The 22,772-nt window shown below is 69.7% G+C and carries 17 protein-coding genes; 5 read left to right on the plus strand and 12 right to left on the minus strand.

Annotated features, from left to right (window positions below; translation table 11 throughout):
- Positions 1–146: 146 nt before the first annotated feature.
- Genes EV670_RS00035 through EV670_RS00050 form a run of 4 tightly spaced genes read right to left on the minus strand, consistent with a single transcriptional unit; the run spans position 147 to position 5,981 of the window.
- Positions 147–983 carry a carbohydrate ABC transporter permease gene (locus tag EV670_RS00035; protein WP_130429784.1) on the minus strand — a complete coding sequence of 279 codons (837 nt, stop codon included), beginning with the start codon at positions 981–983 and terminating at the stop codon, positions 147–149.
- A complete protein-coding gene (locus EV670_RS00040) occupies positions 980–1,897 on the minus strand; it encodes a carbohydrate ABC transporter permease (protein ID WP_130429785.1) in 918 nt (305 codons plus the stop codon). The genes EV670_RS00035 and EV670_RS00040 overlap by 4 nt, the downstream gene beginning before the upstream one ends.
- Positions 1,898–1,915: 18 nt before the next feature.
- Positions 1,916–3,184 carry an ABC transporter substrate-binding protein gene (locus EV670_RS00045; protein ID WP_130429786.1) on the minus strand — a complete coding sequence of 423 codons (1,269 nt, stop codon included), beginning with the start codon at positions 3,182–3,184 and terminating at the stop codon, positions 1,916–1,918.
- 16 nt (positions 3,185–3,200) lie between these two features.
- A complete protein-coding gene (locus EV670_RS00050) occupies positions 3,201–5,981 on the minus strand; it encodes an alpha-1,6-glucosidase domain-containing protein (protein ID WP_130429787.1) in 2,781 nt (926 codons plus the stop codon).
- Positions 5,982–6,261: 280 nt separating this feature from the next.
- Between EV670_RS00050 and EV670_RS00055 the strand changes: the two genes are divergently transcribed.
- Both EV670_RS00055 and EV670_RS00060 read left to right on the plus strand, forming a co-directional pair.
- Positions 6,262–7,878: an alpha-amylase family glycosyl hydrolase gene (locus EV670_RS00055; RefSeq protein ID WP_130429788.1), complete on the plus strand. Its 1,617-nt coding sequence runs from the start codon at positions 6,262–6,264 to the stop codon at positions 7,876–7,878.
- Positions 7,875–10,352, plus strand: coding sequence for a glycoside hydrolase family 13 protein (locus tag EV670_RS00060; RefSeq protein ID WP_130429789.1), 2,478 nt, complete (start codon positions 7,875–7,877; stop codon positions 10,350–10,352). The genes EV670_RS00055 and EV670_RS00060 overlap by 4 nt, the downstream gene beginning before the upstream one ends.
- A 73-nt stretch (positions 10,353–10,425) precedes the next feature.
- Here EV670_RS00060 and EV670_RS00065 read toward each other — a convergent pair whose 3' ends face one another.
- Together EV670_RS00065 and glk are read right to left on the minus strand one after the other, a co-directional pair.
- Complete coding sequence (locus EV670_RS00065) at positions 10,426–13,239, minus strand: TonB-dependent receptor (RefSeq protein ID WP_130429790.1); 2,814 nt, start codon at positions 13,237–13,239, stop codon at positions 10,426–10,428.
- A 404-nt stretch (positions 13,240–13,643) separates the two neighbouring features.
- Positions 13,644–14,651 carry a glucokinase gene (gene glk / locus EV670_RS00070; protein WP_130429791.1) on the minus strand — a complete coding sequence of 336 codons (1,008 nt, stop codon included), beginning with the start codon at positions 14,649–14,651 and terminating at the stop codon, positions 13,644–13,646.
- Between the two features lie 593 nt (positions 14,652–15,244).
- Between glk and EV670_RS00075 the strand changes: the two genes are divergently transcribed.
- Positions 15,245–17,158, plus strand: a complete 1,914-nt coding sequence (locus tag EV670_RS00075; protein WP_130429792.1) for a glucokinase — start codon at positions 15,245–15,247, stop codon at positions 17,156–17,158.
- Positions 17,159–17,271: 113 nt separating this feature from the next.
- Here the strand turns inward: EV670_RS00075 and EV670_RS00080 are convergent, their stop codons facing one another.
- Positions 17,272–17,892, minus strand: coding sequence for a methyltransferase domain-containing protein (locus EV670_RS00080; RefSeq protein WP_130429793.1), 621 nt, complete (start codon positions 17,890–17,892; stop codon positions 17,272–17,274).
- A 171-nt stretch (positions 17,893–18,063) separates the two neighbouring features.
- Between EV670_RS00080 and EV670_RS00085 the strand changes: the two genes are divergently transcribed.
- Complete coding sequence (locus EV670_RS00085) at positions 18,064–18,840, plus strand: hemerythrin domain-containing protein (RefSeq protein ID WP_242616774.1); 777 nt, start codon at positions 18,064–18,066, stop codon at positions 18,838–18,840.
- A 3-nt stretch (positions 18,841–18,843) separates the two neighbouring features.
- Here EV670_RS00085 and EV670_RS00090 read toward each other — a convergent pair whose 3' ends face one another.
- Positions 18,844–20,214: a GAF domain-containing protein gene (locus EV670_RS00090; RefSeq protein WP_130429794.1), complete on the minus strand. Its 1,371-nt coding sequence runs from the start codon at positions 20,212–20,214 to the stop codon at positions 18,844–18,846.
- Complete coding sequence (locus tag EV670_RS00095; protein ID WP_130429795.1) at positions 20,211–20,714, minus strand: hypothetical protein; 504 nt, start codon at positions 20,712–20,714, stop codon at positions 20,211–20,213. The genes EV670_RS00090 and EV670_RS00095 overlap by 4 nt, the downstream gene beginning before the upstream one ends.
- 101 nt (positions 20,715–20,815) lie before the next feature.
- Here EV670_RS00095 and EV670_RS00100 point away from each other — a divergent pair, with 101 nt between their 5' ends.
- Positions 20,816–21,685: an amino acid ABC transporter substrate-binding protein gene (locus tag EV670_RS00100; RefSeq protein WP_130429796.1), complete on the plus strand. Its 870-nt coding sequence runs from the start codon at positions 20,816–20,818 to the stop codon at positions 21,683–21,685.
- Between the two features lie 42 nt (positions 21,686–21,727).
- Here the strand turns inward: EV670_RS00100 and EV670_RS00105 are convergent, their stop codons facing one another.
- From EV670_RS00105 to EV670_RS00115, 3 genes are all read right to left on the minus strand, one after another.
- Positions 21,728–22,042, minus strand: a complete 315-nt coding sequence (locus EV670_RS00105) for a hypothetical protein (protein ID WP_130429797.1) — start codon at positions 22,040–22,042, stop codon at positions 21,728–21,730.
- On the minus strand, positions 22,043–22,318 hold the full coding sequence (locus EV670_RS00110; RefSeq protein WP_130429798.1) for a hypothetical protein: 276 nt from the start codon (positions 22,316–22,318) through the stop codon (positions 22,043–22,045).
- A 66-nt stretch (positions 22,319–22,384) separates the two neighbouring features.
- Entirely contained in the window at positions 22,385–22,573 is a 189-nt protein-coding gene (locus EV670_RS00115; RefSeq protein ID WP_130429799.1) for a hypothetical protein, read from the minus strand.
- Positions 22,574–22,772: the final 199 nt, after the last annotated feature.

Below are 22,772 nucleotides of genomic sequence, written 5' to 3' on the forward strand. Positions count from 1 at the left end.
GGGACGACCGCCGCAGTGAAGCGGAGCACGCCGCCCGGCCGTGGCTTGGCGAAGCGATCGAACACCAGGAAAGCCGAACGACCGCAATGCGCCGCTAACAGCCGTTCCGATCGAACGTCTGTTGCGAGCATTGGCGTGGTCCAGCTTCATCCCTTGACGGCGCCCGCCGTCAGCCCCGAGACGATCTTGCGCTGGAACACCAGCACCAGCAGCAGCAGCGGCACGGTCACGATCACCGAGGCGGCCATGATGCTGCCCCACGGGATCTCGAAGGCATTGGAGCCTGCCATCTGCGAGATGCTGACCGGCACCGTGCGCTGCGTGTCGTCGACGACGAAGGTCAGCGCGAACAGGAACTCGTTCCAGGCGCCGATGAAGGCCAGCAGCCCGGTCGACACCAGCGCCGGCCACAGCAGCGGCATGAAGACCGAGAAGATGATGCGCAGCGGGCCGCAGCCATCCATGATCGCGGCCTCTTCCAGCTCCTTGGGCAGCTGGCGCATGAAGGTGCTGAGGATCCACACCGTGAACGGCAGCGTGAACACGGTGTAGGGCACGACCAGGCCGAGCGCACGGTTGTAGAGGCCGAGCGCCTTGATCAGTTCGAACATGCCCGAGAGCACCGCGACCTGCGGGAACATCGAGACGCCGAGGATCGTCAGCAGCAGCAGGCCCTTGCCCTTGAACTGGATGCGGCCGAGCGCATACGACGCCGTCACGCCCATCAGCAGCGCGAAGCCCACCGTCAGCGTGGCCACGAAGATCGAGTTCCAGAGATGGCGGCCGAACAGCTGCTCGCCCTGGAACAGCGCGAGGTAGTTGTGCAGCGTCGGCTGCGAGGGCCACAGATTGGTGTCGAACAGCGCGGCGCCGGTCTTCAGCGAGGTCGAGACCGCGTAGAACAGCGGGAAGACCGAGACGAAGACGAGCAGCGCGGCAAAGCCGTAGATGGCAATGCTGGCCGGTAGCGAGCGCTGGTTCATTGCGCGTCCTCCGCCAGCTTGAGCCGCGCCGCGCGCATGAACAGCAGCGCCGACAGCAGGATGATCAGGAACAGCGAGGTCGAGGCCGCCGAGCCGAAGCCGACGTTGCCGTTGTCGACCATCTCGCGTCGCACGAAGCCCGACATGCTGATCGTGCGGCTGCTGTTCGAGGTCAGCACGTAGATCAGGTCGAAGACCCGCAGCGCGTCGAGCAGGCGGAACACCACCGCCACCATCAGCGGGTGCTTGATCAGCGGCAGCGTGATCTTCCAGAACACGCGCAGCGGGTGCACGCCATCCACGCGCGCGGCCTCGTAGCAATCCTTGGGCAGGGTCTGCAGCGCGGCCAGGATCAGCAGCGCCATGAAGGGCGTGGTCTTCCAGACGTCGACCGCGACCACCGTCCACATCGCGAAGGCCGGCTCGGCGGTCCACGCGATCTTCTCGCTGATGAGCCCGGCGCGCAGCAGCAGGTCGTTGATGACGCCGAACTGGTCGTGCAGCATCCAGCCCCACATCTTGGCCGAGACGATGGTCGGGATCGCCCAGGGCACCAGCACCGCGGTGCGCACCAGCGCGCGGCCGTGGAAGGCTTGGTTCAGCAGCAGCGCCACGCCGAGGCCGGCCAGCGTCTCGAGCAGCACCGAGACGATCGCGAACTTGAAGGTGTTGCGGATCGAGATGCCCCAGTCGCTCTTCCAGAAGCCGTCGGTGTAGTTCGGGTTGAAGAACAGCCCGTACTCGCCGAAGTAGTTCTCGAGGCCGATGAAGCGGCTGTTGCTCAGCTCGTTGAGGTTGGTCTCGGTGAAGGAGAACCAGATCGAGCGTCCGAGCGGCCAGGCCGCGACGACGATCATCGCGACGATCATCGGCGCCAGGAAGATCCAGGCGGTGCGGGTGCGGTTGTTCTTCATTTCAGCGGCCTGTCCTCGTCACCACTGGCCGCGGCGGATCAGGCGCAGCTTGCCTTCGAGGCGGCGGGTGGCGTCCTCGCCCTGGGCTTCCTTGGACAGCACGTCGTGCGTCGCGTCCCAGAACGACTGGCTGACTGACGGGTACTTCAGACCGGTCACGGTCGATGGCCGCGCCACCGCGTTGGCGAAGACCTCGCGCAGGTTGGCCATGAAGGGGTTGGCGCGCGCGATGTCGGCATCGCCGTAGAGCGCGGGTCGGGTCGGGTTGAACGAGCCCTTGATCGCGCGGTCCTTCTGCACCACCGGTCCGGTCATGTAGAGCAGCAAGTCGACCGCGGCCTCGGCGTTCGGCGAGTAGCGGTTCACCGCCAATTGCCAGCCGCCGAGCGTGGCCGCGCTCTTGGCGCCGGCGCCCTCGCCGCGCGGCAGCGCGGCGACGCCGACCTTGCCATTCACCGGACTGTCGGGCGCGTTGAGCAGCGCCCATGCGTAGGGCCAGTTGCGCATGTAGAGCGCCTGGCCGTTCTGGAACACGCCGCGCGTGTCTTCCTCGCCGTAGTTCAGCACGCCGATCGGCGCGATGCTGCCGATCCAGCCGGCCGCCATGTTCAGCGCGCCGGCCGCGCCGGCGTTGTTGATCGAGATCGTGCCGTCGGGCTCGACGATCGTGCCGCCACCCCAGCTCGCGACCCACTCCAGCGCGTTGCAGGTCAGGCCCTCGTAGGCCTTGGCCTGGAACACGAAGCCGTGGAAGTCCTTGACGCCGGCCGCGCGCTCCGCGGCCTGGATCTTCTTCGCGCCGGCGCCGAGTTCGGCCCACGTCAGCGGCACGCTCAGACCGTGCTTGGCGAGCAAGTCCTTGCGGTAGTACAGCAGCCCGGCGTCGACGTACCAGGGCATGCCGACCAGGCGACCGTTCACCGTGTTGTTCTGGATGATCGCCGGGTAATGCTCGTTCTCGGCGCCCTTGGTGTAGGCCTTCAGGTCGAGCAGGTGGTCCTTGAGCACGCCGGGCCAGACGGCGTCGATCAGGATGATGTCGACGTCGGTCGAGCGCGCGCCGAGCAGTTGGCGGTAGAGCGCCAGCGCCTCGGTCGGGTTGGCCGGCGGCGAGAAGGTTTTCACCTCGTTGCCGGTGCGACGGGCCCAGGCGTCCGCGTGCTTCTTGCAGACCTCGAGCTCGTTGCTGGTCGAGCCGCAGGCGATGGTGATGGTGGCGGCGGGGCTGGCCGCGGCACCGGCCGCGAGGCATAGCGCGAGGGCGAACTTCTGGAGCGGGATGTTCACGGCTGGGTTCTTCTTGTCATTGCACGACGACGTAGACCACGGCGCTGCTGCCCGGCACGACGAAGCGCCCGCTCGCAGGCTCGTAGCTTGCCGATTCGCGCGGCCGTCGGTCGGCGGCGTTTTCACCGAGATGCACCGGATGCAGCCTGTAGTTGCGGCCGGCCAGCTCGGGCAGCTCCAGCGTCTGCGCGCGCGGATCGACGTTGACGAGGTACAGCAGCTCGGCGAAGCCGGCGCCGTCCAGGCGGCGGCCGTCGAGCCGGCCGGCCATCACGCGCGGGTTCTGGCGGGCGCCGCTGTTCGGAAAGCTCAGCCGCGCGCGCACCGCGTCGGCATCGGGCAGGCGCAGCAGCGCGCTGCTCTGGCGGATGCGCAACAGGTCGAGGAACTGATCGCGCGCGAAGCCGATGTCGGCTGGCTGCGCGCGCAGGCGCTCGTCGCGCAACAGAGGGGCTGCCAGCGCGTCGTAGGCCGGCGTGCCATGGGTCGGCGGCAGGCCACTGCCGAAGTGGTTCTGGCGGTAGCTCCAGTCGATGCGGTTGAACCAGTCGCCCGAGTCGTAGCTGTTGGCGTCGAGCGACTTGCTGCGCAGCAGGTCGATGCCGGCGTGAAAGTAGGCGATGCCTTGGCTGAACATGTTCAGCGCCGCCGCCAGCATCTGCACCCGCGCGCGCTCGGCGCTGCTGGTGCCGCGCGGCAGCTTGAAGGCCGCCACGTCCCACAGTGTGTGGTTGTCGTGGTTCTCCACGTAGTTCACCACTTCGCCCGGCTGGCTCGCGTAGCCGGCGGGCTGGCCGGCGTAGTCGATGCGGGCGAGCGGCTTGCGTTCGCCGGAGTGGGTCGTGAGCTCGTAGTCGCGCAGCGAGCCGGCCAGGCCGACGCGCACCAGGTCGGCGGCGCGCAGCAAGGGCTCGATCGAGGCGCTGGCCTGGTCGCTGTCCTCGAAGTTCAGGCCGGTCACGTAGCCGCGGCGTGACTGCAGTTCCTGCTCGCCGTCGCCGGCACCGCCGCCGCGGATCGCGTCACGCGCGCGGTCGCTGAAGGTGCCGATGCCGCTGCCGCCCAGCGACAGTTGCGAGGCCTGAACGAAGCGCTTGCCATCGGCCACCTCGCCGAAGTTCCAGCCCTCGCCGAGCAGGTGGATCTCGCGCCCGTTGTCGGCCGCCAGCAGCGCCTTCAGCGCCACCATCGCCGCGCGCGGCTGGTGGCCCATCAGGTCGAAGCGGAACGAGTCGATCCGGTACTCCCGCGCCCACAGCCGCACCGAATCGAGCATCAGCTTGCCCATCATCAAGTGCTCGGTCGCGGTGTTGTCGCAGCAGGTGCTGCGCTCGACCTGGCCGTCGGCGTCGAGCCGGTGGTAGTAGCCGGGGACGATGCGGTCGAGCACCGACTTCGGATGCTGGCCCGAGGCATAGGTGTGGTTGTAGACGACGTCCATGCCCACGCGCAGCCCGGCCGCGTGCAGCGCCTGCACCATCTGGCGGAACTCGATCACGCGCGCCGCGCCGTCCTCGGCGTCGCTGGCGTAGCTGCCCTCGGGCGCGTTGAAGTGGAAGGGGTCGTAGCCCCAGTTGAAGCAGTCGCGCTCGGCCACGGCCTTGACCGCGTTGCGCTGCGTGGTGCCGTCGGCAGTGGCGTCGGCCGGGATCGCCGGGATCAGGCAGCCGCGCTCGGGCACGCTGCCGAAGTCGAACACCGGCAGCAGGTGGACGTCGCTCAAGCCGGCCGCGGCCAGCGCGCGCAGGTGGCGCATGCCGGCCGATCCGGCTTCTGCGAAGGCAGCGTACTTGCCGCGGCGCGCGACCGGCACGCTGGCGTCGTTGATCGAGAAGTCGCGCACGTGCAGCTCATAGATCACCTGGTCGGTGGCGGCGCGCGCGCCCTGCGGCACGGTGTGCGCATCCCAGCCGGGCGGCTTCAGCGCGGCCGAGGCGAGATCGGCCACGTAGCTGCGGGCCGAGTCGGCCGACAGGCTCACCGCGTACGGGTCGGTGACCGCGTTGCGCACGATGCCGACGCCGGGCACGAAGACCTCGACCAGATAGCGGTAGTAGGCGCCGCTGAGGTCGACACCCTGGCGCGCCGACCAGCTGCCGCTGTGCGCGTCCCACTGCATCGGCAGCGTCGACAGCGCCTTGCCGGCCGGCTTGCCGTACAGGCACAGCGCGACGCTGCGGGCGCTCGGCGCCCAGAGCCGGAAGCGCGTGCTGCCCGGCGCGCCGGCGCGCGGGTCGGCGCGCTGGACCACGACGCCCAGGTCGTCGAGACCGGCCGCGGCGGCGTACAGATCGTCGAGCGCGCCGGCCGGCTGCAGGCCGGTGGCCTCGATCACGCGGCCGGCATCGTCTTCACGGACCAGCAGCAATTGCCCGCGATGCAGCGCCTGTAGCCGCGCCGGCGGCAAGGCCGCCAGCTCGAGCCGCGCCCCCGCGCCGACGAAGGCAAAGCGCTCGGCGAGCGCGGCCGGCAGCGGCTCGGCGCGAATGTCGAGCGTGAGCGCGCCGTCGGCGCCGCGCACCGGCATGCCGGGCTCGGCGAGCAGGGCGCCACGCTCGGCGTGATGGAGCCGGTAGCGGCCGCTGACCGGCGCGCCCGGCCATGCCAGCAGGCGCCGGTCGAGCCAATGGGCGCGCGCCTCGCGCCGCGTGGTGGCGGCCGGCGCCAGCAGCACGGCGTGCTCGGCGCTGTTGCAGTCTGCCAGCGCGGGTGCGGCGACGGCCGGCGCCGCGCCCGCCGCGAGCCCGAGCACCAGCGCCGAGGCCAGCACGGCCGTCGGCCGCGCGCCTGGACGCATGCTCCTGTTGTCTCCTGGGCCCATCGCTGTCCGCTCTCGTCATGTGGTCGCCGTCGCGGCCGCGGGCAGGCGGCGATCGGTCTTTGGCGGCGCGATAATACAGTAGCAAAACTACATCAATGGGCCAGGTTCTTCAGGGTAACTACCAAGCGATGGCCTCATTGGTTCACGATGTTGTGCTGTAGTTTGGCTACAGTATGGTGGCGTCGGTTTCTGCTTCCGTAGAACATTCCTCCGGCTTCGATGCCACGGCCTCCGGGCGCGTCCACACAGTCCCACCATGTTCCGAAACACAAGTCTTGCCCTTGGCCTGCTGGTCGCGCTCGCGTCCGCCGCCGCGACCCCGCCGGTCGACCTGAGCCACGTCCCGCCGCGCGTCACGGCCAGCCCGCTGGCCCCCGGCTGGCAGCATGGCGCCTTCATGGAGGTCTTCGTGCGCGCCTACCAGGACAGCGACGGCGACGGCATCGGCGACCTGCGCGGACTCATTGCGCGCCTCGACTACCTCCAGGACCTCGGCATCAAGGGCATCTGGCTGATGCCGATCCAGCAAAGCGCCGACCGCGACCATGGCTACGCCACCACCGACTTCCGCGCCATCGAGCGCGACTACGGCGCGCTGGCCGACTTCGACGAACTGATCCGCGAGGCCCACAAGCGCGGCATCGGCGTGATCACCGACTACGTGATCAACCACAGCGCCAAGGAGCACCCGCTGTTCGCCAGCGCCGCCGCGAGCCGCCAGAGCCCGTTCCGCGACTGGTATGTCTGGCAGGGCAGGGCGCCCAAGGGCTGGGACATCTGGGACAAGGACCCGTGGACGCAGACCCCGAACGGCGCCTACTTCGGCACCTTCGGCCCGCACATGCCGGACTTCAACTTCCTCAACCCGAAGGTGCTGGCCTACCACGAGGACAGCCTGCGCTTCTGGCTCAACCGCGGCATCGACGGCTTCCGCCTCGACGCGGTGCCGCACCTGGTGGAGCGTGACGCGGTGGAGTGGAACGACCAGCCCGAGAGCCGCAAGCTCACGCGCGAACTGACGCAACTGGTGCACCGCTATCCCGGTCGCCACGTCGTCTGCGAGGCCACCGCGAATCCCAAGGTCTACGGCCTGCCGCAGGTCTGTGGCAGCGCCTTCGCCTTCAACCTCGAATCGAACATCGTCAAGGCCGTGAAGTCGGGCGGCGCCGACGAGGCCGCGCTGCGCTTCGTCGCCGACTACTTCGTCGCGGCGCCGGGCGGCATGGCGACGATGATTTCCAATCACGACCATTTCGCCGGCGCGCGGCTCTGGGACCAGGTCAAGGGCGACCAGCGCCAGTACCGGCTGGCCGCGGCCAGCTACCTGCTGCTGCCCGGCACGCCCTACATCTATTACGGCGAGGAGATCGGACAGGCCGGCGCCGACGCGCCGGCGGATCCCGACCATCCGTTGCGCTCGCCGATGAGCTGGAGCGCCGGGCCCAACGCCGGCTTCGCGCGCGAGGGCATCAAGCCGTTCCGGCCGATCGCGCCGAACGCCGCGAGCCACAACGCCGAGGCGCAGCGGCGCGACCCGGACTCGCTGTTCAACTTCTACAAGTCGATGATCGGGCTGCGCAACCGCCTGCCGTCGATCGCGCAGGGCAGCTACGAGCGGCCCTTTGTCGCGGGCCAGGCGATCGGCTTCCAGCGCCGGCTCGGCGACGAGCAGAGCCTGGTGCTGATCAACTACGGCACCACGCCGGCCGCGCTCAGCGTGCCAGCGCTCGGTGCCGGCAAGCCGCTGCAGGCGGCCTATCCGGCCGGCGCCGCGCCGCTGGCGGTGGGCGCCGACGGCAACGCGGCGATCACGCTGGCGCCGCAGTCGGTGCAGGTCTTCGTGCGCGGCTCCGAATCCGTGCCCGGGCAATGAAGCCGACCGCAAACCGCGCGCTGCCCGCCGTGGCTGCGCTGCTGCTGAGCGCGTGCGCGGTCAACGCGCCGGCGCCGCGGCAGGCGCCGGTCGCCCCCGTCAAGCCGGACCCCGGTTGCCTGCCGGCGCCGCTGGCCGGCCGCGACCTCTACCTGCGTGGCGCCTTCAACAACTGGGCGGCGACCGAGAACGAGCGCTTCGCCTGGGTCTGCGACCACCACGAATTGCTGGCCGCGCTGAAGGGCGAGCATCCCTTCAAGCTCGCCGACGAGGACTGGTCGGACGACGCCGACTTCGGCGCCGGCCCGGGGCCGGACCGGCGCCTGGAGCCCGGCCGCGCGCGCACCCTGGTGCCCAAGGGCACCGCAGTCGAGGCTGCGTTCGAGGGCCAGCAGCGCTTCGTGCTGCGCTGGCCGGCCGGCGCCGCGCCGCAGCTCGCGTTGGAGGCCTTGCCGGCGGGTTCGCTCGACGTCGAGGCCTGGCGCCGACGGCACGCGGTGGCTGCGACCAGCGTCGATGACCCGGTCGCGCTCGGCCTGCGCTTCGACTCGCGCGACGCCGCGCACAAGGCGCCCTTCGGTGCGATCACGGCCGGCACCGAGGCGCGCTTCGCGCTGGCGGCGCCGGCCGGCGTGCAGCGCGCGACGCTGGTGGTCGAGAAGCGTCGGCTCGAAGGCAACCAGGAAGTCCTCGAGTACCGCGAGGTGGCCCGCGTGCCGATGGAACTGCGCGACGGGCGCTGGCGCGCGACGCATCGCTTTGCCGAGCCGGCGGTCTACGGCTACTGGTTCGAGATCGAGGTGAACGGCAGGCGCTACGCCTACCAGAACAACCGCGACGCGATCTACTGGACGCGCGAGAAGGGTTCCGGCGGCCTCGGCCTGGTCGAGCCGCTGCCGGAGCAGCTCAAGCGCATCCGCCGCTTTCGCCAGACGGTCTACGCCGCCGACTACCAGGTGCCGGCCTACGCGCCCGACCTCGTCTACTACTACGTCTTCCCGGACCGCTTTCGCGATGGCGACCCGCGCAACAACCCGCGGCCGGGCGCGCGCGGCTACCAGGACAAGCCGATCGAGCTGCACGCGAACTGGCTCGAAAAGCCCTTCAAACCTGGCAGCGGCGACGGCTCCGATGCGATCTACAACAACGACTTCTTCGGCGGCGACATCCAGGGGTTGATCGACAAGCTCGACCACATCGCCGATCTGGGCGCCAACGCGCTCTACATCACGCCGATGTTCACCGCCGCCAGCAACCACAAGTACGACACCGCGGACTACCGGAGCATCGACCCGGCCTTCGGCAGCAATGCCGACTTCCAGCGCCTGACGCAGGAAGCGGCGAAGCGCGGCATCCGCGTGATCCCCGACACTTCGCTCAACCACACCGGGATCGACTCGATCTACTTCGACCGCTTCGGCAAGTACCCCGGCATCGGCGCCTTCGAGGCGGGGCGCATCCGCGCCGATTCACCGTGGGCGAGCTGGTACCGCTTCGATCCGATGCAGGCCGACCCTGCCAGGCAGTACCGCGGCTGGGTCGGCGTGGCCGACCTGCCCGAACTCGACAAGAGCTCGAAGGACTTCCGCGCCTTCGCCTACGGCGAGGGCGGCGTGACGCAGCAATGGCTCGAGCTCGGCGCCGCCGGCTGGCGCATGGACGTGGCGCCCTGGGTGCCGGACGACTTCTGGCGCGAGTGGCGTGCGGCCGTCAAGCGCGCCAAGCCGGACGCGATCACGATCGCCGAAACCTGGTTCGACGCCTCGAAGCATTTCCTCGGCGATGCCTTCGACTCGACGATGAACTACATCTTCCGCAACACCGTGCTCGACTACGCGGCCGGCGGCGATGCGCGCAAGCTCTACCCCAACATCGAGCTGATGCGCGAGCAGTACCCGAAGCAGAGCTTCTACGCGTTGATGAACCTGGTCTCCTCGCACGACCAAGCGCGCGCGCTGCATGTGCTGGGCGCGACCGACGAGCGCGACGCCGCCGCGCTGGAACTCGCCAAGCGGCGCCTGCGACTGGCCACGCTGTTCCAGGCCATCTTCCCCGGCTCGCCGGCGATCTACTACGGCGACGAGGTCGGCGTCGGCGGCGGCGACGATCCCTACAACCGCGCGACCTATCCCTGGCCCGATCGCGGTGGCCGGCCCGATCTCGCGCTCGAGGCCGACGTGAAGCGCTTGCTCGCGATGCGCAAGGCGCACCCGGTGCTGCGCCATGGATCGTTGGATGCGCCGCTGCTGCTCGACGAACACCTGATCGTGCTCGCGCGCGAGCAGGCCGGCGCCTTCGCGATCAGCGCCACCAACAATGCGGGCAACGCCAGGACGGCGAGTGTCAGGCTGCCGCCCGCGATGGCGGGGCGCAGCTTCGTCGACGTACTGAGCGGTGCGGTCGTACAAGCCGAGGGCCAGACGTTGAGCTTCAGCGTGCCGCCGCTGTTCGGCCGCGTGCTGATCGCGCGCTGAGCCTCACGGCCCCAAAGAAGGAAGCCCCCGCGGCTCGCGCCGCGGGGGCTTCTGTTCTTCGCTCAGCTCAGTCTCAGAACTTGTAGTTCGCACCCAGGAAATAGGTGCTGCCCCACTTGATGTACTCGAGAGGGCGATCCTTGGCGCCGGCGAAGTAGGTCTGGTAGGCCTCGTTCGTCAGGTTGGTGACCTGGAACAGCAGACCCAGTCCGTTCAGCGGGCCGTCGCGGAAGTTGTAGCCGAGCTGGGCATCGACGATGGTTTCGCCGACCACGTAGCGCAGCGTGCGGTTGCCGTTGAAGTTGCCGATCTCGCCGATGAAGTCCGAACGCTTGCGGCCGCTGATGCGTGCCTCGAAGCCGCCGTTCTCGTAGTACGCGGTCAGGCTGTAGACGCGATCGGACAGGCCGGGCAGCGAGATGTTGTCGGGGCCGACGCTGGACGAGCTTTCCGGATCCTTGATCGAGATGTTGCTGCTGTTGAAGCTCGCGTTGGCCACGACGCCGAAGCCCGACAGCACCGGGGTCAGCTTGTCGAAGGGCAGCGACGCCGAGAGCTCGAAGCCCGACAGGCGGCCGCCCTGGCCATTGGTCGGGGCGGAATAGCTGCCGGTCGGCGAGATCGGGCAGGTCGGGCAGCTCGGGTTCGGCGCGATGCCGGAGGTGAACTGCGTGAAGTCGAAGTTCGGGTTGGTCTGCGTGTAGATGTAGGAGTCGAGGTCCTTGTAGAAGTAGGCCGCGGCGACGTAGGCCTTGGTGCCCCAGTACTTCTCGTACGAGATGTCGAAGGCGTTGGCCTTCCACGGGTCGAGCTGCGGGTTGCCGCCGCTGCCGTTGACGTTGCGCACGCCGTTGGTGGGGTTGTCGTCGACGTTGACCTCGATCGACGCGCGCAGCTGGTCGACGCGCGGACGTGCCATCTGCTTGGCCAGCGCGACGCGCACGAACTGATCGTCCTTGAAGCCGAACGCCAGGTTCATGCTCGGCAGCACGTCGGTCATGGTCTTGCCATCCGAGACCGGCGTCGGCGTGCCGCCGTTGGTCAGCTGGATGGCGTCGGACGACTGGTCGGTGCGCACCACCTGCACGCCGACATTGCCGCGCACGCTGACGCCGCTCCAGACGTCGGAGTCGATGTTGGCCTGCAGGAAGCCGGTGGTGGTCTTCTCGTTGACGTCCCAGGACTTGGCGACCAGGTAGGGCGCGGCCGTCGAGCTGGGGTTGAAGGTCATGTAGCGCGCCACCGCGGCCGGCACGTTCCACGACGGGATCATGCCGACGCCGGCGAAGCCGAGGTCGACCAGGCCGTACTGCAGGTCGGGGGCGATCGCGGTGTCACCCTGGGCGCCGACGTTGATGTTGCCCTCGGGCTGGCGCTTCTTCTTTGAGCGGTCGGCGTAGTTCAGGCCGGCGCTGATGTCGGAGAAGAAGTCCTTGGCCACCGGCATCGGCACGCTGCCGACGAACTTGAAGCCCTTGAGTTCGTCCTCGACGCTGGGCACCTTGCCGTAGCCCGAGCCATAGATCGTGTTGCGCAGGAACAGGCGCGTCGCGTCCGAGTAGTCCAGCGTCGGCCTCATCTGCGAGAAGCCGTTGTTGATGAAGCCGATCTCGACGTTGTCGAACTGCGGCGCGGGCACCAGCTGGGTGTTGTTCTCGAGGTTGAGCTCGTCGCGCGTGGCCTTCGAGTAGTTGATGTCGGCGACCAGCTTGACCTCGCCGAGCATCAGCTTGTTGTTCCAGCCGATCGCGCGGATCTCGTCCTCGCGCTTGTTGTACATGCCACGCACCAGCGGATAGACGCCGCTGAGGGTGCCGTTCGTGAGCGTGCCGTTGCCGTTGACCGCGACGTTGGAGTAGTCGCAGGACGGGTTGCAGGGGAAGTTGCCGTTGTACTGGGTGTTCATCTCCCACTGGTTGGCGGTGTCCTCCTGCTTGGCCCTCGATGCAAACAGGTCGAGCACGCTGTTGAAGTCCTTCGACGGCTTGAACTCGATCGTGCCCATCAGGCCGTCACGCTGGGCGCTGCCGGTGCGACGCAGCGCCTTCATGCCGTCGGTGGCCCAGGTGCCGGCCGGCAGGCCGGGCCGCGCATCGGTCTTCCAGGGCTCGTAGAGGCCGACCTGCTGCTCCTGGACCGGCGTGTCGAGGTGGGCGTAGCCGAGCGAGATGCCGATGGTGCGGTCGGCGAACTGGTCGATGTAGCTGATCGAGAAGCGGTTGCCGGTGGAGTCGGCATTGGCCGCCGAGCCCAGCGAGTTCTGCGAGACCCGCGCGTTGAGCGAGACGACGCGGCCGGCGAAGTCGAGCGGCTTGACCGTCTGCATGTCGATCGTGCCCGACAGGCCCTGGCCGATCAGCGCGGCATCGGGTGTCTTGTAGACGAGCACGCCCTTGAGCAGTTCGGAGGGGTACTGGTCGAACTCGACGCTGCGGTTGTCGCCGGTGCTGACGATCTCGCGGCCGTTGAGCAGGGTGGTTGCGAAATCGGGCGACAGGCCGCGCACGCTGATCACCTGGGCGCGACCGGCCACGCGCTGGGCCGACAGGCCGGGCAGGCGCGCGATCGACTCGGCGATGCTGACGTCGGGCAGCTTGCCGATGTCCTCGGCCGACACCGCCTCGACGATCGAGGTGTTGTCCTTCTTGACGGCGATTGCGCTCTCGATGCCGCGCCGGATGCCCGTCACGGTGACCGTGTCGAGTTCGGTCGCCGGCTTGGCGCTGGCGTCGGCGGGCGCCGGCGTGGGGGTTGGCGCGGCCTGCTGGGCATGGGCGCTGCCGATGACCAGCAGCAGCGCTGCGCAGCCGGCGGCCACCGGGCTGAACTGGAACGACGCGCGCTTCGGGGCTTGGCCCTCGAACCGCTGCTTGGCGGAAGTTCTCATCTCTCGTCTCCTCAGGTTCTTCAGAACAACACAGATTCGTGCGTGTGAGATCGGCAGCCGCGCTCGCAAGGCCAGGGCCTCAACACTCCATGGAATGTTGTACTAAAACTAGATATGTTGCCAACCAAAGTAAACCCTAGCGCCGCATTGATGTCCTGATGGCGGCCACGTTTCATGGGCGTACGCCGCGTTGTTTCAGGGTATTTACCGGCAATCTGTCGCCGTCGCGCGACAGCTGCTTCGAGTCCGGAATGTAGTGGGACTACTTATGCAGGTGCTGCGGGGCAGCATCAGTTCGGCTACATCGCGCGCCTGCTCCGCCCGCGCTGCTGGCGGGATGGGCGCGATCCGCGGTGACCGACGACCAGGCGGCGACCACGTCGCCGTGACCGCCGCCGAAGCTCTCAGTCCGCGCTCTGCTCGATGGCGAGAGCTGCCCCGGTCAGCGCCGCCTCGGTGTCGACGATCAGCACGGTCGGGATGCCTTCGAGGTAGCTGCGAAAGCGGCCCTTGGCCTCGAAGCGCTCGCGAAAACGCGAGGCGAAGAAGCGCTCGCCCAGGCGCGGCACGATGCCGCCGCCGATGTAGACGCCGCCGCGCGCGCCGAGCGTCAGCGCCACGTTGCCGGCAAAGCTGCCGAGCAGCGCGCAGAACAGGTCGAGCGTGCGTGCGCAGTCGGGGTCGCTCCCGGTGGCGGCGCGCTCGACGATCTCTTCGGCCGTCAGGGCGGCGGCCGTGGCGCCGGTCGTCGCGGTGGCCGCCGCATGCAGCACCGGCAGGCCGATGCCGGACAGCAGTCGCTCGGCCGAGACATGCGGGTACTCGCGTCGCACGCGCGCCAGCAACTCGCTCTCGAAGTCGTCGGCAGCCGACAGCGTGGCGTGCCCGCCCTCGCCCGACAGCGCGACCCAGCCGTGCCGGGTCTGCACCACGCCGCCCACGCCGAGGCCGGTGCCGGGGCCGATCACCGCCAGCGTGCCGCCGGGCGCCGGCAGGGGCCGCTGGTCATGGCTGCGCAGTTGTGACGCACCCAGGCGCGGCAGCGACAGGGCCAGTGCCTCGAAGTCGTTGAGCACCAGCAGCATGTCGAGGTCCAGTTCGGCCTCGACCCCGGCACGCGAGAAGCTCCAGTGGCTGTTGGTCAGGTCGACCTGGTCGCCGGCGACCGAGGAGGCGACCGCGAACGCGGCCCGGCGCGGTGGGCGGTACGCGGTGCCCAGCAGCAGCTCGAGTTCGCCGAGGTAGGCATTGACCGCCGGGGCCGGACCCGCGTGCGCCAGCACCGGCAGGCGGCGCACATGCTGCACGGTGCTGGCGGCGTCGGCCAGCCAGCCAAAGCGGGCGTTGGTGCCGCCGATGTCGGCAACCAGGCGCGGAAACGAGTCGTGCGCGGCCGAAGCGTCGCCCCTCATGGACGAACTCACGGCGCGGGGCACGGGCAGGGCGCTGCGCGCATGCCTGCGCGGCGCTTCGCGGTGGATCGGGGTCGGGGGACGCAGGCGGGCATGGTCATCTCGGGACGAAAGGGCGGCGCTCCGTGGGGCCGCGACGCCCGGCACCCGGAGCGGCGCCGTGATGGGATGCATGGCGCGGGCCAGGCTGATGGCTCGACTCGCGTAACGACTACAAAGGTAGCGAAACTACAGTTCAAAAACAATAGCATGAAACCTACTGGCTCCGCTCAAAACGCTGCCGCGATCAGCGCGGTGGCGGCAACGGCCAGTCTGTAGCCAGTGAATCCAGGGGGGCATGCTGGTCGCGTCAGCGGTTCCCGGACGGGTAAATCGGCGACCTTCAAGCTTGAAACTGTAATCCAGCTACAGTAAGTGCGGCACTTCTGCAACGCGTCGGTCTGGCGTCCTGCGGCCCGACCTGCGTCACCCGGGGCGCTGGTTCTCGCCGTTTCGGGGCTCCGACCTGCGGCCCGATAATGAATCGGTGCCCTGGGCCGAGCGTCGTTGCCGAGCCGGGCCGACAGCCATTCACCGCGAGTCCGACCGCCAGCATGTCCCCATTCGATAGCCCCCGGCTGATTGCCGACATCGGCGGCACCTACGCCAGGTTTGCGCTGGAAACCGCGCAGGGCGAGTTCACCCGCACCGCGTCGCTGCGCTGCGCCGACCACGCCGATTTCCACGCCGCGGTCAGCGCCTACCTCGCCACCTTGCCGGCCGCGACCCGTGTCGAGCACGCGGCGGTGGCGATCGCCAACCCGGTCGACGGCGACCAGGTGCGGATGACCAACTACCACTGGCAGTTCTCGATCGAGCAGATGCGCCAGCAGCTCGGCCTGGAAACGCTGGTGGTGGTCAACGACTTCACCGCGCTGGCGATGTCGCTGCCACGGCTGGGCGCGCGCGAGCTGCGCCAGGTCGGCGGCGGCGAGCCCAACAAGCACGGCGTGATCGGCCTGCTCGGTTCGGGCACCGGCCTCGGCGTCTCGGGCCTGATCCCGGCCGGCGACGGCTGGATCTCGCTCGGCTCGGAGGGCGGCCACAGTTGCTTCTCGCCGCGCGACGAGCGCGAGATCGCGGTGCTGCGCTACGCATGGAAGTTCTTCGACCATGTGTCCTTCGAGCGTCTGCTCTCGGGCCCGGGTCTGGAGCTGATGTACCGCGCGCTGGCCGACCACGCCGGCGCGCCGATGCAGCCGCTGTCGGCGCCCGAGATCACGCAGCGCGGGCTCGATGGCAGCGATGCGGTCTGCGTCACCACGCTCGAGGTGTTCTGCGCGCTGCTCGGCACCGCGGCGGCCAACCTGGCGGTGACGCTCGGGGCGCTGGGCGGCATCTACATCGGCGGCGGCATCGTGCCGCGCCTGGGCGAGTACTTCGATCGCTCGCCGTTCCGCAGCCGCTTCGAGGACAAGGGCCGCTTCAGCGCCTACGTGGCGGCCATCCCGACCTACGTGATCACGGCCGAGCACGCCACCTTCACCGGTGCCTCGGCGATCCTCGAGGCGCAACTCAAGCGGCTGCGCGCGGCCCCCGGCTCGGCGATCCTCGAGCAGATCCGGCGTGCGCGCGGCGAGCTCTCGCGCGCCGAGTTGCGCGTGGCCGAGCATGTGCTGGCGCATCCGCGCTCGGTGCTCAACCACCCGATCGCCGAGATCGCGCGCGCCGCCGAGGTGAGCCAGCCGACGGTGATCCGCTTCTGCCGCTCGCTGGGCTGCGAGGGGCTGTCGGACTTCAAGCTGCGCCTGGCCTCGGGCCTCACCGGCACCGCGCCGGTCAGCCATGTGCAGGTCACCGACGACGACTCGATGCTCGAGCTCGGTGCCAAGGTGCTGGGCAATACCGCGTCGGCGATCCTCGAGGTGCGCAACCAGCTCAACCGCACGATGATCGACCGAGCGATCGAGCTGCTGATCCACGCCGACCACGTCGAGTTCTACGCGGTCGGCCACTACGGCGTGGTGGCGCAGGACGCGCAGTTCAAGTTCCTGCGCTTCGGCGTCTCGAGCGCGGCCTATACCGACCCGCGCCTGCAGCTGCTGGCCGCGGCGGTGCTCAAGCCGCGCGACGTCGCGGTGATCATCAGCAGCGGTGGCAAGCTGCCCGAACTGCTCGAGGTGGTGGCCAAGGCGCGCGAGCGCGGCGCCGCGGTGATCGCGATCACCGCCAGCCAGTCACCGCTGGCGCGCAAGGCCGACGTGGCGCTGATCGTCGACCACGTGGAAGACGTGGCCACGCACCTGCCGATGGTCAGCCGCATCCTGCACCTGCTGGTGATCGACATCCTTGCGGTCGGGGTAGCCATGCGACGCAGCCCTGATGGCGCCGGCGCGCTCGACGGCCAGGCCGACGAGCGGCTCGACGAGGCGGCGAGCCGGGCACCGGCCGGCCCCGCGGCGCGCAGTGCCGCGCCGGGCATCAGCATGGCCTCGCCGCTTGCGCGGCTCACCTCACACAGTCGCTGAACGAGTGGGCGCTGTTCTTTCGGCCCGCGACCGGCGGGCCGTCGCCGGCTCCAGCTCCGGGCAACCCTGAGTCACCGCAGCGCCGCGACCGCGACACGGCGACGCACGCCGTTTCAGCGTCGCACCAGAACCAGCGCCAACTCGGCCCAGTCGGCTTGCGATGGATGGTCGATGCGCACATAGGGCAGCTTCGGCCATTGCCAGTCCGACTGCGGCAGTAGCGCGCGCAGCGCGTTGATGTCGACGTGATAAGGCGGTCCTTCGACCCGGCCTTCGCGCGCACCCGGGCGCGGCGCCTGCATCGCCAGCAGGCACAGGCGGCCGCCCGGACGCAGCCAGCGCCGCAACTGAAGCGCGTAGGCAATCCAATGGTCGGGGTGCAGCGCGCACAGGCAGGTCTGCTCGTAGACCGCGTCGAGCGGCGTGCCTGGCTGCCAGGCGAGTACGTCGGCTTCGACCAGCGTAGCCCGCACCTCGGGGCTCGAGGCAAGCCGCCGGGCGACCAGCGCGATGGCCGCGCTGGCGTAGTCGATCGCCGTCACCTCGAGGCCGGCGCGCGCCAGCGGTTCGATCTCGTGGCCGGCGCCGCAGCCCGGCAGCGCGACGCGGTCGCCACGTATCAACGTGCCGTCTGCCAGCCAGCGCGCCAGCTGCGGGTTGGCGCCGCCACGGTCCCACGGCAGATGCTGTTCGACGAAGCGTTGTTGCCAGAAGGCGCGGTCGGGCCCACTCATGGCGCGACTGTAGGTCCTCCCCCGAAGGAAGGCGGTAGCCCCCGCTTCGCTTAAGGATTCGTGAGCCAAGACTTAGGGCCGATTTAGCAGCGACGGCGCGGCGGCGCTCCTAGAGTCACTGCGTCGTGCCGCCAGGTTGCGACCCTCAACGCAACCCCGAGCGAGACCACGATGCTGACGACGACCCTTCACCGTTCCGAACACCCGAGCGCTGCCGCCGCTCTTCCAGCCACGCCGGCCGTGCCGCATGACGCGCCGCCGCGCCTGGACCTTTACGCGCCGATCCACAAGGCACTGCGGCTGTTCATGAACGACACCCTGGCCCGCGTCGGGCGAATCGACATCGACGACGCGGCCGAATGTGCCGCGACGCTGGCGCAGGTCGACGGGCTGCTCGAGTTCTGCGCCCGCCATCTGGCGCACGAGAACGAGTTCATGCATCCGGCCATCGAGGCCCGTGCCGGCGGCGCCGCCGCGCGCGCCGCGGCCGACCATGGCGAGCACCTGATCGCGATCGCCGAGTTGGCGGCCGAGGCGCACCTGCTGGCCTCGACCACCGGTGCCGCGGCACGTTCGGTGCTCGCGCTGCGGCTGTATCGCCACCTCGCGCTGTTTGTCGCCGACAACCTGCAGCACATGCACATCGAGGAGACGGCGCACAACCAGGCGCTGTGGGCCCACTATCGCGACGACGAGCTTGCGGCCCTGCATGGCGCGCTGCTCGCCAGCATCGGCGACGCCGAGATGGCGCAGGTGCTGCACTGGATGCTGCCGGCGCTGGCACCGGTCGAGCGGGCCGAGATGCTCGCCGGCATGCAGGCCCAGATGCCGCCCGAGGCCTTCCGCGGCGTGCTCGGCATCGCCCGCGATCGGCTCGACGACACGGCCTGGGCCAAGCTTTGCCGGGCGCTGAAGCTGCCGGTCGCGCCCGGCCTGTGCGGCGCCTGAGCGTCAGCCGACCGGCAGCTCGACCAGCTTCAGGCTGCGTTGCAGGTCCAGCCTGAAGCGGCCACGGCCGGTCTTCTCGATGCGCACGCCGGCGCCGCGTTCATCGAGCCGGCGCGCGAGCAGGATCAACCGCGCCTCGAGGTTGTCGGCGACCTCCGGCAGGCCCAGCCGGGCATCGAGGCGCAGTTCGCGGTTGCTGAAGCTGTCGCGGCCCTCGTCGACGACGCTGCGCGCGAGCTTCCAGAAGATCGCGCCGGCCACGCCCTTGACCAGGTAGTCGTCGTCCAGGAAGACGCTGTCGTTGGGCGCGAAATGACGCACCACCAGCGGCGGCCCGCTGGGCACGGTCCGCTCGACCGCGGTCGTCGATGGATCGTCGGCCACGTCGGTCGCCGACTGCAGCAGCGCGATGCCGGCGCCGATCTGCGTGCCCAGCGTGGCCAGCAGATCCTCGTCGTCGTAGTCGAAGAACAGGTCTTCGGTGCTCTCGACGAACAGCACGCCCTGGACCCGACCACCGGCCAGCAGCGGCACCGCGAGCTGGCTGCGCGCATCGGCCAGGCCCGGCAACGGGATGTCGGCGTGCGCCGGGTCGGCCAGGCCGCTGGCGGCAGCGGCGTCGCGCATCGCCCGCGCGTAGCGGTAGGCGGTGGTCGCATGGCCGATGCGGATCGCGCTGCGCTCGCGCGCGGCCACACCGATGATCCCCTGCCCCCATTCGATCTCGGAGCCCAGGCCCGAGCCGGCGTAGCCGAAGCTGGCGACGGTGTAGAGCCGCTGTCGCGACGGGTCGGCCAGCAGCAGCAGCGCGTGCGGCAGGCCAAGGCGGTCGCGCAGGCAGGCCATGGTCTCGTCGATCAGCGCCTCCAGCGTACTGCACGCGGCCAGGTGCTCGCTGGCCGAGCGCAGCAACGGCCCGCGCGCACAGCGCGGCGGGGCCGGCGGCAGTGTGCGACCTGGCACCAGTTCGATCGCGCGGACCCGGTAGACGTCGGACCCGAGCAACCTGAACACGCCGTCCATGCCGGTGTGCGAGGCGATGCCGGCCAGCTTGGCGCGCATGCGCTCGAACAGCGGCCCGCTGTCCTCGGTGTGGTCGTACTCGATGTGGAGGCGGGCCTGCTGGGCCGTGACGGGGTCGACCACCAGCACCACCGCGCGCCGGGTCGCCAGCACGTTGGCGCGGGTGCGGTTGAAGAACTGGAACGACAGCGCGACATGCTGCGGATCAACGTACTCGACCTGCGACAGATAGGCCACGTTGGGCACCCCGGCGGCCGACACGGTGGTCATCACGGCCGGGACCACGCCGTCCATCGAACTGCGCAGCGCCTCCAGCACCGGCGCCGCTCCGGTCGTGAGCGCCGCACTCATGCGCAAGCCGCCTTCAGCGCGCTGCCGGCGTTGGGGCCGGGCGTCTGGTCATAGGCCTCGGTCGGACGGAAATGCGCCGCGACCATGTCGCCCGGTCGCCAGGAATGGATCGCGCAGGCGAAGTCGTGACCGAAGCCGAGCGCGTCGATCGCGGCCGCGAACTGCTGCTGGTGGCGGGTTGCCGTGGCCCAGTCGGTCGGCGTGGCCTCGGCCACCGTCGCTCCCGGCGCCTTGAGCTGCAGCGCGCGGTGGGTCGGCGGTTCGGTGAACACCACCGCGATCGGTCCACCGCCACGCAGCTGCTCGAGCAGCGCGCTGCATTGAGAGGCGACCAGCAGGACGGTCATCAGCGCGCGGTCCGCGCTGACGCGACAGCCGACGGCGCGCACCACGCTTGGCACGCCGTCCGCGCCGCAGGAGCCGACGATGATGCTGACGCCGCCTTCGATGAAGGTGACGGTGGCGGCGTCGAGCTGCAATGGGGCAGGCGTGGCGTCCATGGTGACTGCAATGCTAGGGCCCCTAATGCGGCGGTGTCGAGCGGGCAGGACTATGGCCGCGCGTAGACTGGATTTTCCCGTCACTCAACGAGGTCGACCTCATGAAGTCACGCTCCACGATGCCGCTGGCGCTCGCGCTGGCCGCCGCCGTGCTCGCCGGTTGTGCCAGCACGACCGGTGCGCCGCCCAAGGACACGCTGGCCCGCATCAGCCAGACCCAGACCCTGACGCTGGGCTACCGTGAGGACTCGAGGCCGTTCTCGTTCAAGGGCACCGACGGCGCGCCGGCGGGCTACTCGGTCGAGCTGTGCAAGCGGGTCGCGAGTTCGCTCCAGGCCCAGCTCAAGCTGCCCAAGCTCGACCTGAAGTGGGTACCGGTGACCGTGGCCACGCGCATGCAGGCCGTCAACGACGGCAGCGTCGACCTCGAATGCGGCACCACCACGCGCACGCTGGGCCGCGAGGAGCAGGTCGACTTCAGCAACACGACCTGGGTCGACGGCTCGTCCTTCGTCTCGGCCGCTGCCACGCCGCTGCGCAAAGTGCCGGATCTCAATGGCAAGCGGGTCGGGGTGATCGCCGGCACCACCACCGAAGCGGCGCTGAAGGCGCTCGCCGGCCGTGGCGTGGTGCCGGTCTTCGTGCCGGTGACGACGCACACCGACGGCGTCGCCGCGGTCCGCGACGGCCGTGCCGACGCCTATGCGACCGACCGCCTGATCCTGGTCGGCGAGGTACTCGGCAGCCCGGCCGGTGCCCTGCTGCTGCTCAGCGACGACTATCTCTCGGTCGAGACCTACTCGCTGATGCTGCGTCGTGACCCGGCCTTCCGGCTGGCCGTCAATCGCGGGCTGGCCCAGCTCTACCGCAGCGGCGAGATCGGCGCGACCTTCCGCCAGGTCTTCGGTCCGCGCGTGACGCCGGCACCGCTGCTGGAGGCTGCGTACATCCTGAACGCGCTGCCGGATTGAGATGGCGGCGGCCGGCAATCGACAGCGATCGCCGGCCGCGCCTCAGCGCTGCGACAGCAGCACCGGCGCCGAGGCGCCGAGCACGGCCGCCGCGACGACCTCGCGCACGCAGCGGTGGCGCTGAGCGCCGGAGCGCTCCTGCTGACAGCTCTGCGCCGCGGGGGCGTATGCCGAGCCTTCGCTCAGCCAGGGCGTGCGCCCGTCCTCGGCGAACAGCAGAACCGCGCACGACAGCACCGCAGCGCTGGCGACCGCGGCCATCAGGCCGCCCGCCCATCGTTCGCTTGAAGACAACATCTCGAATGCTTTCATGATCCTCTCCAACCAGGGGAACTCGTCGGCGTGCCGGTGGCTCATCTAGAGCCTCCGCACGCCGGCCACATGACCGACATAGCGGCCGTCCGAATAGAGAACGCCGTCGGCGAACTCCAGTTCGGGCGCGGCGCGCGAGCGCGGAGCCGCCTCTTCGGCAAGCCGCGCCGCGATCCGGGCCAGCAACGAACTGGCACTGCGCAGCGCCAGCGCTGCGGCGTGGCGCAGGGCACCACCGGAGTGCCGCGTCGGCACCACCACGGGACCGCCGGGGCGCGGGCCGCTGGCGCGGCGAGGAGCGAGATGAATGATCGTGACCATGATCGTTTCCTTGGCGATCTGGCTGCGGCCGTGGCGCCTTTGCGCCGGCGAGGCTTCAGCCCGGATTCAGGGTCCCTGCGTCCGCAGGGCATCGAGTTCGTGGCGCAGGCCCAGTCGCGCGCGCTGGCGCTGGGCGCCGGTGCCGTGGCGACCGCCGTTGCGGGCGGAGGCTGCCGTGGCGAAGGGATTGCGCGGCTTGCGCTGGCCGAGGCTCAGCGTCTGATTGCCGCGTTGGGCAGTGGTGGTCCATTTCATGGCTGACTCCTTGAGTGGCAGATTCGGGAACGTGAACGACGGCGACTGATGGCGGGTGCAAACGGCGACGGCCCGGGGGCTCTCGCCATCCCGGGCCGTCGCGAGGCCGAGGCCCCGTGCGCGTTGCGCAGACTTCTAGGTCTGCGCGTGCAGGAGGTCCGGCCCGCGCGGGGCCCGAAGGATCCGCAGCGAGTTGAGG

The sequence above is a fragment of the Rivibacter subsaxonicus genome, assembly GCF_004217215.1.
Taxonomy (GTDB): domain Bacteria; phylum Pseudomonadota; class Gammaproteobacteria; order Burkholderiales; family Burkholderiaceae_C; genus Rivibacter; species Rivibacter subsaxonicus.